The organism is Terribacillus saccharophilus (assembly GCF_002272745.1).
GTDB classification, from domain to species: Bacteria; Bacillota; Bacilli; order Bacillales; family Amphibacillaceae; genus Terribacillus; species Terribacillus saccharophilus_B.
Window position 1 is genome coordinate 719,571 of the sequence record NZ_NPBD01000007.1, and the last position, 14,318, is coordinate 733,888.

General features: G+C 43.0%; 17 protein-coding genes. 15 read left to right on the top strand and 2 right to left on the bottom strand.

The genetic code is table 11. The annotated features are described in order from the left end of the window. The first annotated feature begins 13 nt into the window (after positions 1 to 13). From gvpJ to gvpU, 10 genes are read left to right on the top strand one after another with little or no spacing between them, the layout of a single operon-like run. Positions 14 to 277, top strand: a complete 264-nt coding sequence (gene gvpJ, locus CHH58_RS10650; RefSeq protein ID WP_095229023.1) for a gas vesicle protein GvpJ — start codon at positions 14 to 16, stop codon at positions 275 to 277. A gap of 57 nt (positions 278 to 334) precedes the next feature. Beyond that, positions 335 to 607, top strand: a complete 273-nt coding sequence (gvpO, locus tag CHH58_RS10655) for a gas vesicle protein GvpO (protein WP_095229025.1) — start codon at positions 335 to 337, stop codon at positions 605 to 607. A 17-nt stretch (positions 608 to 624) separates the two neighbouring features. Continuing rightward, a complete protein-coding gene (locus CHH58_RS10660; RefSeq protein ID WP_095260441.1) occupies positions 625 to 1,380 on the top strand; it encodes a GvpL/GvpF family gas vesicle protein in 756 nt (251 codons plus the stop codon). Continuing rightward, positions 1,377 to 1,643, top strand: coding sequence for a gas vesicle protein GvpG (locus CHH58_RS10665; RefSeq protein ID WP_095229029.1), 267 nt, complete (start codon positions 1,377 to 1,379; stop codon positions 1,641 to 1,643). Before CHH58_RS10660 ends, CHH58_RS10665 begins: the two co-directional genes overlap by 4 nt. 5 nt (positions 1,644 to 1,648) lie before the next feature. Next, positions 1,649 to 2,458 carry a GvpL/GvpF family gas vesicle protein gene (locus CHH58_RS10670; RefSeq protein ID WP_095262502.1) on the top strand — a complete coding sequence of 270 codons (810 nt, stop codon included), beginning with the start codon at positions 1,649 to 1,651 and terminating at the stop codon, positions 2,456 to 2,458. A 13-nt stretch (positions 2,459 to 2,471) separates the two neighbouring features. Further along, positions 2,472 to 2,765, top strand: coding sequence for a gas vesicle protein (locus CHH58_RS10675; RefSeq protein WP_095229033.1), 294 nt, complete (start codon positions 2,472 to 2,474; stop codon positions 2,763 to 2,765). Beyond that, a complete protein-coding gene (locus tag CHH58_RS10680) occupies positions 2,719 to 3,015 on the top strand; it encodes a gas vesicle protein K (RefSeq protein WP_095229035.1) in 297 nt (98 codons plus the stop codon). Before CHH58_RS10675 ends, CHH58_RS10680 begins: the two co-directional genes overlap by 47 nt. Before the next feature lie 4 nt (positions 3,016 to 3,019). Further along, positions 3,020 to 3,328, top strand: a complete 309-nt coding sequence (locus tag CHH58_RS10685) for a gas vesicle protein (RefSeq protein WP_095260443.1) — start codon at positions 3,020 to 3,022, stop codon at positions 3,326 to 3,328. Between the two features lie 13 nt (positions 3,329 to 3,341). Continuing rightward, on the top strand, positions 3,342 to 4,001 hold the full coding sequence (locus tag CHH58_RS18190; RefSeq protein ID WP_141235094.1) for a YtxH domain-containing protein: 660 nt from the start codon (positions 3,342 to 3,344) through the stop codon (positions 3,999 to 4,001). Between the two features lie 15 nt (positions 4,002 to 4,016). Next, positions 4,017 to 4,388 (top strand): gas vesicle accessory protein GvpU, encoded by a 372-nt coding sequence (gvpU, locus tag CHH58_RS10695; protein WP_095229041.1) that lies wholly within the window; start codon positions 4,017 to 4,019, stop codon positions 4,386 to 4,388. 70 nt (positions 4,389 to 4,458) lie between these two features. Here gvpU and CHH58_RS10700 read toward each other — a convergent pair whose 3' ends face one another. Beyond that, the gene (locus CHH58_RS10700; protein ID WP_095229043.1) at positions 4,459 to 5,550 is read right to left on the bottom strand and encodes a low temperature requirement protein A; all 1,092 of its coding nucleotides are present in this window, start codon (positions 5,548 to 5,550) and stop codon (positions 4,459 to 4,461) included. A gap of 325 nt (positions 5,551 to 5,875) precedes the next feature. Continuing rightward, positions 5,876 to 9,094 (bottom strand): efflux RND transporter permease subunit, encoded by a 3,219-nt coding sequence (locus CHH58_RS10705; protein ID WP_095262503.1) that lies wholly within the window; start codon positions 9,092 to 9,094, stop codon positions 5,876 to 5,878. Between the two features lie 203 nt (positions 9,095 to 9,297). Here CHH58_RS10705 and CHH58_RS10710 point away from each other — a divergent pair, with 203 nt between their 5' ends. The 5 genes from CHH58_RS10710 to CHH58_RS10730 all read left to right on the top strand — a co-directional run bounded on the left by CHH58_RS10710 (position 9,298) and on the right by CHH58_RS10730 (position 14,294). Next, positions 9,298 to 10,176, top strand: coding sequence for a TetR/AcrR family transcriptional regulator (locus tag CHH58_RS10710; protein WP_170937596.1), 879 nt, complete (start codon positions 9,298 to 9,300; stop codon positions 10,174 to 10,176). A 135-nt stretch (positions 10,177 to 10,311) separates the two neighbouring features. Then, positions 10,312 to 10,623, top strand: a complete 312-nt coding sequence (locus CHH58_RS10715) for a PTS sugar transporter subunit IIB (RefSeq protein ID WP_095229051.1) — start codon at positions 10,312 to 10,314, stop codon at positions 10,621 to 10,623. 5 nt (positions 10,624 to 10,628) lie between these two features. Beyond that, a complete protein-coding gene (gene celB / locus CHH58_RS10720; RefSeq protein ID WP_095262504.1) occupies positions 10,629 to 11,978 on the top strand; it encodes a PTS cellobiose transporter subunit IIC in 1,350 nt (449 codons plus the stop codon). 13 nt (positions 11,979 to 11,991) lie between these two features. Continuing rightward, positions 11,992 to 12,324 (top strand): PTS lactose/cellobiose transporter subunit IIA, encoded by a 333-nt coding sequence (locus CHH58_RS10725; protein WP_095229055.1) that lies wholly within the window; start codon positions 11,992 to 11,994, stop codon positions 12,322 to 12,324. A gap of 62 nt (positions 12,325 to 12,386) precedes the next feature. Further along, positions 12,387 to 14,294, top strand: coding sequence for a BglG family transcription antiterminator (locus CHH58_RS10730; protein ID WP_095260446.1), 1,908 nt, complete (start codon positions 12,387 to 12,389; stop codon positions 14,292 to 14,294). Positions 14,295 to 14,318: the final 24 nt, after the last annotated feature.

Below are 14,318 nucleotides of genomic sequence, written 5' to 3' on the forward strand. Positions count from 1 at the left end.
AGGAGTGTTTAATATGGCAGTTCAAAAAAGTACAGATAGTTCCGGCTTGGCGGACGTAATTGATCGCATTTTAGATAAAGGGATTGTAATTGACGCGTTTGTACGGGTCTCTGTAGTAGGTATCGAAATCTTAACAATTGAGGCCAGAGTCGTAATCGCTAGTGTGGATACGTGGTTGCGATATGCCGAAGCGGTCGGTCTCTTACGTGATGAGGTGCAGAACGAAGGATTGCAGGAACAAAAGAATGAACGAGGCAATTCCTTATTCAGTGTATGAGGAGAGCAGGCTTTAAGCCTGTTTCCTCTTTCATAATTTACTAAAAGGAGGGGAAATATGAGCATCACAGATATCATGAAAAAAGTTAGCAGCTTCTTTGAAGAATATATCGCGCCGCCCCATAAGATCACGGCAGTGGAACCGAGGCGGGGTGAAGATGGTGAAGACGGATGGGCTGTCATTATAGAAGTATTTGAAGAGCGGGATTATATGAAGAAGTATGCGAAGGACGAGATGCTTGGTGTGTATGCCGTCACACTGAATAAAGATGCTGAAATTGAATCTTATTTAAGACAAAGTACACGTTACAGAAGTGCAGTAGATCATTAATAAAGGAGGCAGCAGCAATGGATGGAACATATGTATTTTGCGCAGTACAGAATCCGGTTGAGCCAAGCTTCGGAGATGTGGAGATGGATGGAGTTTCCGGAAGCACGTATATGATTCCCAATGGGGATATGGCATTTGTAGCGGCTAGAGTTCCGCAGAAAATTTATCATCCTACTAAGGATAATTTAATGGCACATCAAGCTATCCTTTCCTCGGTCATGGAGAAACAGGAAGCGATGATTCCGGTCAGTTTTGGCAATGTTTTTAAAACGGATGAAGATGCAAAGGTGATACTGAAGAAACTAGAACCTCAGTTTACAGAACTATTTCCAGAGATTCGCAATAAGATCGAGCTAGGATTGAAAGTTATTGGCAAACAGGAATGGCTAGAGGAGGAAATTCATAAAGAACCTGCTATCGTCAGACTGAAAGAAGCCGTAAGCAAAAAATCAAAGGAAGCTGGATACTATGATCGAATGAAGCTTGGTGAACTAACCCAGAAGTTCTTTACTGACAAGCGTCGGCAAATCGAAGAAGAGATTCTAATGCCACTCCAGGAGCTAGCTACAGCAGCAAAAGCGAATGAACCAATCAGTGAGAAAATGCTACTGAATAGTGCGTTTTTGCTGGAAAAGGAAAAAGAATCGCAATTTGATGAAGCAGTCAACGAGCTCCATGACATATGGGGAGGAAAGGTGGATTTCAAATATTCCGGCCCATGGCCAGCATATAACTTTATCAATATTCGTTTGCAGGTTGAGAAGCCGTCATGATACCTTTTCTGGTCTCTGCACCAATCAAACTATTGATAAAAATCGGGCAGAAGATCAAGGACGAAGCTGATAAGGAGTACTTCGATATTTCTGCTATACAGCAGAAACTGATACAGCTGCAGATGCTCTATGAATTAGAGGAAATCTCGGAAGAGGCATACAAAGAAAAGGAGCAGGAGCTTCTGCTGCGCTATGAAGTCGCCAAGCAGCGTGAACTGGATGAGTGGGAAAAGCTTGCTGAAGAAGAAGAAGATAAGGGGTAAGGAATATGGGACAGAAAGAAAATTATATTTATTTATACGGTATTGTACCGGCTAATGAACTGGATGTAACACCATTTTCCCCGTTTACGGGCATCGATAAAGAACAGAAAGCAACTATTGCGAGATACGGGGACATTGCAGCTATATATACGGTAGTAGATGCAGAAGCGTACGAAGGGGAAGCGCTGGAGACTAGGATGAAAGACGACCTCGAATGGCTTCAGGAGAGTGCGATGCACCATCATGAAGTGCTACTTTCTCTGCAGAAGCAGTATACGCTGATTCCAATGAAGTTCTGTACGATTTATTTAAGTCAGGGCAGTCTGGAAGAAAAGCTGTGTGAACAAGCGGAAACGATCGAAACCCTATTTACGAGAATTAAAGGCAGTGAGGAATGGAATCTAAAAATCTACTGTGATGATGAACCCCTCCGTGAGCACGTCCTGCAGCATAGCCCCAGTATTAAAGAAAAGATGAAGGAAATAGAGAGCTTGCCTCCAGGCCGTCAATTCTTTGAAAAGCGAAAAATCGATCAGCTTGTTGATGATGAATTAGAAAAAGAGAAGAATCAATTCTGTGAACAAATACATGCGGAACTAACTGAAATTGCTTCAGAAGAGAAAGTAAAGACAGCCTGGAGCAAGGATGTCACAGGCCGTGAGCTGGAAATGAGCTGGAATAGTGTCTATCTTATCCAGAAGAACCAAGTAGAAGCGTTCTTGGAGCTTGTTCAACAAAAAAATGAAGAAAGTGCTTCGTCGGGATGGAAATTCGAAGCAACCGGACCTTGGCCAGCTTATCATTTCGTCTATTAGATGGAGGAGCTAGATGAATACACGTGAGACGATCGACAGAAACAAGGATGTGTCCTTGATAGATATACTTGATGTTATTCTCGACAAGGGAGTTGCATTAAAAGGAGATTTAATTATTTCAATTGCGGGAGTCGACTTAGTCTACTTGGACTTACGGGTGCTAATTGCATCTGTTGAAACGCTAGTACAAAATCAATCCGGTAAATCGCGGATGGATATTACATCTGAAGCATTTGATAAACAGAAGGAGGAGCTGGAATATGGAAGTGCAGCAGCCGAAGAGCGGGCGAATCCATTTAGATCCTGATGATGCAGAACATGGTTTGGCGCAATTGGTCATGACAGTAATTGAATTGCTGCGCCAAATCGTCGAACGTCATGCTATCCGACGTGTGGAAGGCGGAACACTGTCGGATCAGCAAATCGAGGATCTAGGCATAGCATTGATGAACCTAGAATTAAAGATGGAAGAACTGAAACTAATCTTCAACTTAAAAGATGAAGATTTGAATATTGACCTTGGTCCATTAGGAAATCTCTTACCAGGAAAGAAGTGAAAAAATGGCAGAACAACAAGTCGTTCAGAGCAACACTAGTAACTTGGTCGATGTATTGGAAAAAGTACTGGATAAAGGTGTTGTCATTGCCGGAGACATTACAGTAGGAATAGCGGATGTAGAGTTGCTTACAATCAAAATACGTTTAATCGTAGCCTCGGTCGATAAAGCAAAAGAAATCGGCTTGGACTGGTGGGAATCAGATCCATATCTCTCCTCAAAAGCAGCAGACAGCCATACGAAACGGCTGCAGGAGGAAAATGAACAGCTTCAGAAACGCTTGGAACTACTAGAACAAAAAATGTCAGACTAAGGTGGAATAGAAAATGAGTGAAATGAAAGATAAAGTTGTAAATAAGGCAGTAGTTAAAGCAGCAGATAAAGTAAATAAAATAGATAATACCTGGAATTGGACAATTGCAGGTGGTTTAGCCGGAGCCTCAATCGGACTACTGACCAGCCCGAAAATTGGGAAGAAAATCGCAGGTACTTTCCAATCAGCGAAAACGAAGGTGAAGGGAAAAGACTTGGGTGGATCAGTTAAGCAGATGAAAGACCAGACCATCAATTTGGTGCAGGATAAACTTAAAAAAGATAAGAGTTCGGACGAAGATAATAGCACGGAAAACCAGGAAGAAAAGAATGAGAATGTTACTAACCAGAATGATAACAACAACCAGGACAATCAGAATGATAAGAACAATCAGGATAAGCAAGATGATAGCAACAATCAAGAGAATCAAAATGATAAGAACAATCAGGATAAACAAGATGATAACAACAACCAGGATAACCAAAAGGATCAAAGCAGCCAGAACAACCATGCTAATGAGAACCTGCGAGATGAGAATGAGCATCTAAAACAGAAAATCGAAGAACTGGAAAATAAATTGAACCAGCTCATGAACGACAGTTCGTCAAAAGAGGAAGATGCTGAGAACAGCAATGGAATAACAATCGTACGACAAGATGACGTTACAAAGTGATTAGGAGGGTTAAAAATGGCTAAAGATGAAATATTGTCATTCTTTGTACAAGCAGCCAATCATCATGATTTTTCCACGGATATTACACTGCATGTAAAAGGTGCGCTGGTCACCGGGACCATCATTTCAGCAGCATCTTATTTCTCCAATTTAAAAGACAGCATCTCAGAAGAAAATGATGTTGCTAAGCAATTGAAGGAAGCCTTAAAGCAGGCGGAGGAATCGGCGGACACCAAGCAAAGCAATGCGGAGTATATTCATTTAAAAAATATGTCCACATATATGGCAGAAACTAAAACTACACCAGTTAATTCTGATCTTCTATGGCGCGGTAAGATAAGCGAGATAGATGGATTCTTCCTTGGAAGAATATCAGATGAGGAATAAAAAAAGCTCAGGCATCGTTTGATGTCTGAGCTTTTTTTTATACAATCCGTATTCTTTAAGGATACGGACTTCAAGTCGTAGTCAGCTTGGCATAGATGATAAAAAACAAGGTCATTTCTACTACTATAAGGATATATGGAATCGGCACAAGTAGATTAAAAATAAAGAACACACCTAAAATTCCTAAAAACAAACCTAAATGATATATTTTCAATTGATGATGAACGTGCCTGTATTGATGGAACACAAAGGTAGTTGAGAAGAAATAAAGCAAAACAGAACCGAAAATAAAAAATAAGTTGAAATAGTAATCAACCTCATCCAAAACCATTAGTCTGATGGATGCGGCAATAGCACTTAATGACATTAGTATAAATAGATGACCGTAAATAATTGCTTGGCCAGCTGATTGTATCGATTTATCAACTTTCTTCTCAACGTTGTCGAAGTATTGCCACCACATTGCAATGATCAGCAGGAACGACATGATGGAAAATCCTATAGAACTCCAATCTCCTTTTGTTGGCTGAATAATTGCTAATGTACTAACAAGAGATTCACCAAAGAGAATAATAGTAAATAAGCCAAAGCGTTCTAATAAATGCGCTGTGTTAGGGGGGACTTTCATTAGGTATTTCCTTCCTAATATAGGAATTACAATATCAATAAAAATACCTAAATAAAGCACAATATAGCGAGCCCATGAATCGAAGATAAGAGATAGTAACGAAACTATAATTCCTAACCATAAGTATTTTCCAAGAAATAGTGCAGCTTCTTTCCTCGCTCCCTTTTCTATACGTTGTACAACAAGATATTGGATAGCAGTAACTGCTCTTAAGCCAATATAGCCAATTAAGAAGGAAATATAATATAGATCAAAATCAACGGATAAACTTGAGGTCATAACTAAAGCAAAAAACATCTGCAAAATTAAAAATAGTCGTTGATGAAACAAGTCCTGTCCAAAGCGGTTGACAAACATCGTCTGTCCTACCCATGCCCACCAAATTGGAACAAAGATTAATACAAACTTGAGCAGATATTCAATATGTATCTGACCATCTTCCACATGAATCAAAACATGTGTTGCCACTGCAACAGACGCAACAAACAGTAAATCATAAAAAAGTTCTAACCATGTAACTTTCTTTTCAAACAACTTTTCCACATCCTCATAAATGATTAACTCTCTTTTTTATTTCATACACACAATTCGGAACATTCTCTCCATACGAAGATTGATAAAACCCGAAGCAGGTAAGAATTTATCACTATCCTTTCTCCTAAGGTCAATGTACATTATAGCTTATAGTAACAGATTAATTGTTTTGCAAAGAATTTGTAAGAGTTATTGTATAGCATTATCCTGCTGTAATAGAGGTTGCAGATCAGCTGATTCCTTCAGTTTGGTTAGCGAGTGTTTAGGGGCGTGATAATAAGAAAAGCCTGCAGTTATACACTGCAGGCTTTTCTGTCTTTATTTATTACTTAGCTGCTTTCTTCGCCTGTTTTCTTTCCTTGCGACGTTGACGCTCTGCTTTATGATGCTCTTGCATGCTGAAGCGTGTTGTTGCTTCGTACACGATTGGTACGATAACAAGTGTCAGCAAGGTAGAACTGATAAGACCACCCATTACAGTGATTCCAAGTCCTTTCGAGATAAGGACGGAACCGCCGCCTTCGAATCCGAAGGCAAGTGGTGCGAGGGCACCGATTGTAGCAATGGCTGTCATAAGGATTGGACGAAGACGAGTTGCACCGGCTTCTAGAATTGCTTCGCGAGTCGGAATGCCTTCTTTTTCCTTGTGAATGATACGGTCGACTAGAACGATGGCGTTTGTTACAACGATACCGATCAGCATGAGCACCCCGATGAGGGAGGAAACGCTGATTGTTTCACCGCCAATGAGCAATCCTACTAACGCACCGATGACTGTGAACGGCAGGGAGAATAGGATGGCAAATGGTGCCAGTGCTCCGCCGAATGTCAATACTAATACGAAGTAGACAATCGCGATTGCTGCTAGAATAGCAAGACCAAGCTGGCTGAACGATTCGTTGATCTGTTCAGAAACCCCGCCCTGATCGATGCTTACGCCATCAGGCAAATCAAGGTTATCGATTTCTTCTTGCAAGCCGCTAGTAGCTGTTGCAATATCATCGCTCGTGATATCAGCAGATACAGAACCATAAAGTTTTTCATCACGGCGCTGCAATGTATTCGGAGATTGACCGTCTTCAATTTCGGCAATCTCGTTCAATGCTACTTCTGTTCCGAGTGATGTTTGGATTGTTGTGTTTTCAAGATCCTCTTTATCCTCGAAGGATTCGTTGGCTACTTGCACATAAACATCCAATGCATCGCCATCATCATTCTGGATAGTGGCGATTGATGGCTGACTTCCGATGTTAGACAGCTGAGCCGTAACTTGAGCTGCTGTCAAACCTAACTGAGCCAGTTCTTCCTGGTTGGCTACAATTGTATATTTATCATATTGCTCAGAAGCATCAGAATCTACGTTAGTGAAGTTATCGTCATTTTCAATAAGATCAATGACCTGCTGAGATGCAGTTTGAATATCTTCTACGTTGTTACCGTAAATGTAGTATTCTGTTGTGTTGCTGCTTGTGCCTGTCATATCGATGGATCCCCACTCGCCTTGGTCTGTCAAGGCTTGCAGATCATCAACAACTGCTTCTGTCTCACTTTGGATATCCTCATAATCATCGCTATAGCCCAAATAGAAGAGGGCTGAATCACCAGTTGAACCTGAAAGCGGGTTACCTCCGCTGCTGATTGTGTACTGCAAGGTCTCAACGCCGTTGCGATCAAGGAGCAACTCTTCCGCTTTATCAGCAACTTCCTGAATGTCCTCACGTGTTTGGCCTGGTTCAGGTGAATAAGACGCAACAACCATATTCTCGCCGGTGCTAGGAATAAAGCTGACACCAATCGAAGGAACTAGGAACAGACTTCCGATTAGTAAAGCAAGTGCAATAACGAAAGTGATGATTTTATGCGACAAGCTCCAAGTCAAGACACGCTTGTAGAAATTCGCCAGTTTGCTTGGTTTTTCTTCTTTGTGTACATATTTTTTTGCTTCTTCTTCGCTAGTGCCGCGATCCAATCGTTTACGGAACAGCGTATGTGCCACCATCGGTACAACGGTAACCGCAACGAGCAAGGATGCCAGCAAAGCGAATACGACAGCTAATGCGAATGGCAGGAACAATTCGCCGATTTGTCCTTCAACTAATCCAAGAGGAAGGAATACTGCTACTGTCACAATAGTAGAGGATAGAATCGGGACGAACATTTCGCGTGTTGCATCAATAATCAATTCTTTGCCGCGTAGTTTCTCATCTGCCAATGACATACGGCGGTAGATATTCTCTACAACAACAATTGAGTCATCGATTACCCGGCCGATGGCAACGGTGATGGCTCCTAATGTCATAATGTTCAAGCTGATATCCATTTCATAAAGCAAAATCAGACCGATCAAAATCGATAATGGAATCGAAATGATGGAAATGATTGTGGAACGGATATTCCGCAGGAACAAGAGGATGATGATAACAGCAAAAATGGCACCGAACAGTGCTTTGTTTACCATCGTATGGACAGAATCTTCAATTGGTGCACCCTGGTCCATTGTTGAAGTGATAGTCATACCATCATTATCATCTTCAAACTGCTTGATTTCATCTTTTACTGCATTAACAACTTCAACAGTATTGGCGTTTGGATCCTTCGTAATGTCAATCCCGATGGAATCCTCGCCATTTGTACGGGAAATAGATTCTACTTCACCGACTACTTCCACTTCTGCTACATCCTGCAGCTGGACAGTCGGAAGTTCAGTCGGAGCTTGTGCAGCCTGTGCTGCTTGTGCCGCAGCATCAGCCTGGCCGCCTGCAGCTGCTTGACCGCCCTGTGCCTGTTGTGCACTTGCACTTCCTGTAACTGGAATTTCCAAGTTGCGCAAATCATCAAGTGTAACAATATTGCCATCTACAGCAACGTTTTTCTCGCTGTTACCGAATTGATACAGACCGAGCGGGTAAGAATCACTGCTGTTCTGAATGACTTGACCGACAGTATCCTGTGTCAAACCATTCTCAGCTAATGCATCTTCATCATAAGTGATTTGTACTTCCTGTACCTGCTGCCCGGAAATACCGACAGAAGATACGCCTTCAATGCCTTCCAGTGCTGGCTGGAGATCTGATTCAACAGTCTGCGTTAGTTCTTCGATTGTCTGATTGCTATTAGAAGCACTAAGTGTGATGACTGGGAAGGAATTTAAGTTGATCTGTGCTGCTTCTGGTTCTTCTGCATCTTCCGGAAGCTGTAAATTCTCAAGTGCTTCCTTCACTTCTGTTTCTGCATCATCCAAATTTTTAGAATAGGCGTATTCCAACTGGATAGTAGAAGCATTCTGCAAAGATGTCGAGCTTATATTTTCTAAGCCATCCAAGCTTTGTACAGCCTGTTCGATTGGTTCTGTTACGTTTTCCAATACTTCCTCTGGCGGTGCGCCAGGATATGTAGTCGTTACGGTGAGGACTGGTACACTGATATCTGGTAGTGTTTCCAGTTTCATATTTGTTCCTGCATAAATACCTGTCACTACAACCATGATGGTTAGCAACCATACGGCAACCTTATTCTTTAAAGAAAAGTTGATGAACTTTCTCACGATCCAGCTCCTTTATTCTCCATTTGACCGACTGGTCATTAGTCCTCTATACTATATAGGCAACCACTTCACAATGCAACAATTATATCAAGGATATAAGGAAGTTCAATAGCTTAAATACAGCTTTTTATAAAGAATTCATATATTATTCACAGACTCTTAACACACTTATGACCGACCGGTCAGTCGAAGGGAAAGGCAATATGCAGGAGAAAAAAATTACAATAATTGAACGAGCAACTGAGATTATTGCCAAAAAGGGGTATCATGCTACAAGTATTCAAGAGATTGCGGTAGCGAGCAAGCTTTCAAAGGGGGCATTTTACCTCTACTTCAAATCTAAGGAAGAGCTGATGGCAGAAATCCTTCGTTACCATATTCGTTTAATAACGGAGGAAATCGAAAAAGTCGACCAACTGGATTTGGACAGCCGGGAGAAAGCGAAGCTGCGTCTGGCAACCATGATGCGTGAACTCGTCAAACGCGGAAATTTCATCATCATGCAACGTCATGATATTGATTCCGATATAGGGAAAGAGATGGAACTGTTCTTCCTGGAGGAAATGGAAAAGGGAAGGCGTAAAACAGAGCTTGATTTGCTCGAAGTATACGGAGAAGAAAGCAAAGCCTATTTAAAGGATTTAAGAATATTACAGGAAGGGATTCTTGCACAAATCATCGGTGACATGCTGCTTCATGGCCTGATCCTTGATTTGGACAAGACAGCTTCTTATATTCTCGAACGAATGGACGATATGGTGGAAGGTCTTTTGAAAAGGAAAGCTGAACCGCTTGTGACAGATGCTACACCAGTCTCAGCTTCCATTTTCGAGAAAGAGATGAAGGAACGGGAAGTGAAACTAGTATTGGAGCGCATGCAGGTTGTCATCCTTAAGCTCGATGCTGAAGTTCAGGAAGTGCAAGAACTGCAAGGTGTAGTCGAATTGATACAGGAAGAGTTACAAAAAAAGGAGCCAAGAAAGCTGCTTATTCAGGGACTGTCTGCCAACTTTAAAGGCATCAAGGAACTGGATGCCTTACGTCGGGAATTGGCAAGGCTTCTGGATATAAAAGTACTATAAGTGAAAACCGGCTGCAGCATGCATGCCGGCTTTCTTGTATTTAAACAAGTTTCCGTTATGATACGGCAAAAGAATAGCAGGAATTGTAAACGCTTTCATAGTATATTGAGAGTAAGAACTGAAGGGGGTAAAAAAATGAATATCTTACTCGTGTGTGCTGCTGGAATGTCTACTAGTCTGCTTGTCTCAAAAATGCAAAAGGCAGCAGAAGCAGAATCGAAAACCTACAATATCCAAGCTGTATCAGCCGATCAGGCGAAAAAACATATCGAACATGCTGAAGTACTATTGCTTGGCCCGCAAGTACGGTACATGCTGCCACAGATGAAAAAACTAGGAGAAGAGCGCGGTATTCCGGTTGATGTAATCAATAGTGTCGATTATGGTACTGGGAACGGAAAGAACGTGCTTCATCATGCTGAATCGCTATTTGCGAAGAAGGGGTGAGGTAGATGAGCCGTTTCAATGATTTTCTAGAGATGAAGGTTATGCCGGTTGCTGGTAAGGTCGCAGCACAGCGGCATCTGGTAGCACTGCGGGATGGTATCATCCTGACAATGCCATTGATCATTGTTGGATCACTTTTTCTTATTCTCGGTAACTTGCCGATACCGGGGTACGCTGATTTCATGGCGGGAATTTTTGGAGAGTCATGGAGTACGAAGCTGCAATATCCCGTTAATGTGACCTTTGATGTTATGGCGATCTTTGCCTGTTTCGGTATAGCGTACCGACTGGCGCAGGCTTATGAATCAGATGGTGTGGATCCGTTATCTTCAGGTGCAATTGCACTATCTGCATTCTTGCTTGCAACGCCTTATAGTCCTTTCCAAGTTGGAGAAGCTACTGCCAATTTCGTGCCGGTTTCCTTGCTTGGCAGCGGCGGCTTGTTCGTCGGAATGTTAGTGGCAATGTTCGCTACCGAGGTGTATCGAATCATTGTTAAAAGGAATATCGTCATTCGCATGCCAGATGGCGTACCGCCGGCTGTAGCACGATCATTCGTTGCACTTATTCCAGGTTTTGCAGTCATCATCCTTGTTTGGCTTATTCGTTTACTTGTAGAAGCAACGTCGTTTGGTGATATCCATAACTTGATTGCAACTATTATTGGATCACCGCTTACGCTCGTTGGTTCCTCCTTCATCGGCAGCTTTGTCGCAGAATTGATGATCGTGCTGCTATGGGTTTGTGGTCTGCATGGAGCCAATATCGTGGGCGGTATCATGTCCCCGATTTGGTTGAAGGCGACAGCGGAGAATGCAACGGCTTTTGCTGCCGGTACAGAGCTGCCGCATATATTTACAGCTCAATTCTTTGAAGTGTTTATTCATGTCGGAGGGTCCGGGTCGACGATCGGTTTGGTTTTAATCATGATTTGGCGGGCGAAGTTGAAGCAAAATAAACAGCTGGGTAAGCTAGCGACTGGTCCAGCGATTTTCAATATAAACGAACCGATCGTTTTCGGTCTTCCGATTGTACTGAATCCGATTATGATCATACCGTTCATCACTGTCCCACTCGTGATGGTCATCACCACCTATATTGGGATGAGCACAGGTCTAGTAGCGAAACCAGCCGGGATTGTTGTTCCTTGGACCATGCCGCCGTTCATCTCTGGATATTTGGCAACAGGAGGGAAAATCTCAGGTGCTGTTATTCAGCTGATCAACCTAGCGCTTGCGATGCTTATCTATTATCCATTCTTCCGCGCTCTGGAGAAAAACCAGCTGAAGGAAGAGGAAGCAAGACAGCGTGAAGTGGCAGCATCAGAGGACAGCACAGGTCCGGTTAGCAGGTAAAAGGAGGAACGTGATGAATATAGAAGAGAAAGCATTTCAGTTGATACTGCATGGCGGTGATGGCCGCAGCTATGCGATGGAAGCAATGATACTAGCCAGACAGCATGCATTTGAGGAAGCGAGACAGAAAATCCAGGCTAGCAAAGAAGCGATTAATCAGGCGCATCATGTCCAGACAGAGCTTATCACTGCCGAGGCAGGCGGCGAACAAACGACCTTAACTCTGTTGATGGTGCATGCACAGGATCACCTGATGAATGCTATGACTGTAAGGGAATTGGCAGAAGAAATCATTTATTTGCAGGAGGAGCTGGCCAGACAGGCAGCTGCTAGAGGGTCAGTTTGAAGCTGGGCGGTCATTTGATCGCCTTTTTTGCATAGGCATGGAGGATATGGGGGTGAATCTGTATGCTGCAACCGAGACTATTAGAATTATTGACTTTTTTGTCATCTGAATCACGTACGCTGACAGCAGATGAGCTGGCAAGGAAACTGGCTGTTTCAGAGCGGACAGTGCGTTCTGATATCAAGCTGCTGCAGCAGGAGCTGCCAGCCGACTACGCAAAAATTGAATCCTTACGAGGTAAAGGCTATCAGTTGATTGTCATTAAGGAAAAACTATTTCAGCAGTACCTGCAGGAAACTATTCGAGTGAAACAGGAGCGTCTGTATACGCGGGTAGAGACACCTGCAGAAAGAGTGAATCATCTTATGCAGCTATTACTCTTAGCCGATAGTTTTATCAAGATGGAAGATTTGGCGCAAGCTTGTTTCGTCAGTTTTCCGACTGTACAAAACGATCTCAAGCAAGTGCGATCTTTATTGCAGCAATCAGGGCTGGATCTGCAGAAAAAGCCGAAGTACGGCATTCGGATTGCGGGAACAGAGACAGAAAAACGGTATTTCCTGTCTGCGTTCTTTTCGAAGCAGGCTAGTTGGCATAAGCCGTACAGCTTACCGGATGCTATCGTCTCTGAGGCGGAAATTCGCTATGTGCATGATATTGTGCATAAGTTTGTGACGGAAAACCAATTGATGCTGTCGGATGTAGCTGTGCAGAACTTGGTTACGCATATTGCGATTGCCTGCCGGCGTATCAAGGATGAACAATATGTTGAACTCGCACCTGATGCTATGCAAGATATTATCCAGCAGCCGGCCTTCCGGGAAGCAGCCCAGCTTACCGCTATGCTTGAAGCGGAGCTTCATCTGTTTTTCCCGCAGGTGGAAGTAGCATATATGACGATCCATTTGATGGGAACGGATTATGTCTCCAAGAGTAAATTGGATGGCCATATAGGGATGCCGGACTTGGCAGCAGCAATTGTAGCGAGGATCTATGATAAGACAGGGTTAGATCTCAGGTTGGATCAGGAGCTGCTGCATGGATTGAGTTTGCATCTCAAACCAGCTGTACACCGCCACCTGTATGGTATGAATGTAAGGAATCCACTGCTGGAGGATATCAAGCGGCATTATCCGCTTGCGTTTGAAGCAGCTGTCATTGGTGCTTGTGCAGTAGAAAAAGAGATTAGCATTCAGCTGGCTGAGGAGGAAATCGGTTATTTGGCACTGCATATCGGTGCTGCCCTAGAGCGGAGCAGGCAAACGGGGCGGAAAATCAGATGTTTGCTAGTCTGTGCATCAGGTGCAGGCAGTGCCCAGCTGCTGCGGTATAAGCTGCAATCTCTTTTTCCGGACAAGTTGGACATTATTGATACGATAGAATATTATCGCCTGCTGCGTGAAAAAGAATGGGATGCTGACTTGATTATCAGTACAATTCCGATTGAATCGACGGTCACACCATTGCCTGTCATCCTTGTACCGGTCATCTTGGATAAAGAAGCGATTTCGAAACTGGAAGCTTATCTGCATTTTGGTCAGCAACTCCGCTACATCAAGCCAGCTTATGTATTTCTGCAGCAGGATTTACGGAGTCAGGAAGAAGTTTTAACTTATTTAACAGAGGTACTGCAATCTGATGGGAAGGTTGGGGAGGATTTTCTTGCTGCTGTATACGAGAGAGAGTCTATGGCGCCAACAAGTTTTGGGAATTTTGTAGCTGTGCCGCATCCGATTGAAGCTATAGTGGAAGAGACTTTGTGGGTTATCTGCACCTTGAAACAGCCGATAGACTGGGCAGGTAAGCAAGTGCGGTTTGTGTGTCTTTTATGTATCGAGAAGGAAAGCGATGAGGATTTTACCGGCATGTACCAGCAGCTTGTACGCATTATTGAGGAGCCGGAACATGTTCAAAAATTGTTAAAGGCCGAGTCATATGAGGACTTCCATAAGGCGCTTGTATCAATATAAAAATAGCTGCCTCAGATGGGCAGC

Coding starts and splice junctions, on each gene's coding strand:
- gvpJ (WP_095229023.1), top strand. CDS start 14: ATGGCAGTTCAAAAAAGTACAGATAGTTCCGGCTTGGCGGACGTAATT.
- gvpU (WP_095229041.1), top strand. CDS start 4,017: ATGGCTAAAGATGAAATATTGTCATTCTTTGTACAAGCAGCCAATCAT.
- gvpO (WP_095229025.1), top strand. CDS start 335: ATGAGCATCACAGATATCATGAAAAAAGTTAGCAGCTTCTTTGAAGAA.
- CHH58_RS10725 (WP_095229055.1), top strand. CDS start 11,992: ATGAATATAGAAGAGAAAGCATTTCAGTTGATACTGCATGGCGGTGAT.
- CHH58_RS10685 (WP_095260443.1), top strand. CDS start 3,020: ATGGCAGAACAACAAGTCGTTCAGAGCAACACTAGTAACTTGGTCGAT.
- CHH58_RS10715 (WP_095229051.1), top strand. CDS start 10,312: ATGAATATCTTACTCGTGTGTGCTGCTGGAATGTCTACTAGTCTGCTT.
- CHH58_RS18190 (WP_141235094.1), top strand. CDS start 3,342: ATGAGTGAAATGAAAGATAAAGTTGTAAATAAGGCAGTAGTTAAAGCA.
- CHH58_RS10660 (WP_095260441.1), top strand. CDS start 625: ATGGATGGAACATATGTATTTTGCGCAGTACAGAATCCGGTTGAGCCA.
- CHH58_RS10710 (WP_170937596.1), top strand. CDS start 9,298: ATGCAGGAGAAAAAAATTACAATAATTGAACGAGCAACTGAGATTATT.
- celB (WP_095262504.1), top strand. CDS start 10,629: ATGAGCCGTTTCAATGATTTTCTAGAGATGAAGGTTATGCCGGTTGCT.
- CHH58_RS10730 (WP_095260446.1), top strand. CDS start 12,387: ATGCTGCAACCGAGACTATTAGAATTATTGACTTTTTTGTCATCTGAA.
- CHH58_RS10670 (WP_095262502.1), top strand. CDS start 1,649: ATGGGACAGAAAGAAAATTATATTTATTTATACGGTATTGTACCGGCT.
- CHH58_RS10675 (WP_095229033.1), top strand. CDS start 2,472: ATGAATACACGTGAGACGATCGACAGAAACAAGGATGTGTCCTTGATA.
- CHH58_RS10680 (WP_095229035.1), top strand. CDS start 2,719: ATGGAAGTGCAGCAGCCGAAGAGCGGGCGAATCCATTTAGATCCTGAT.
- CHH58_RS10665 (WP_095229029.1), top strand. CDS start 1,377: ATGATACCTTTTCTGGTCTCTGCACCAATCAAACTATTGATAAAAATC.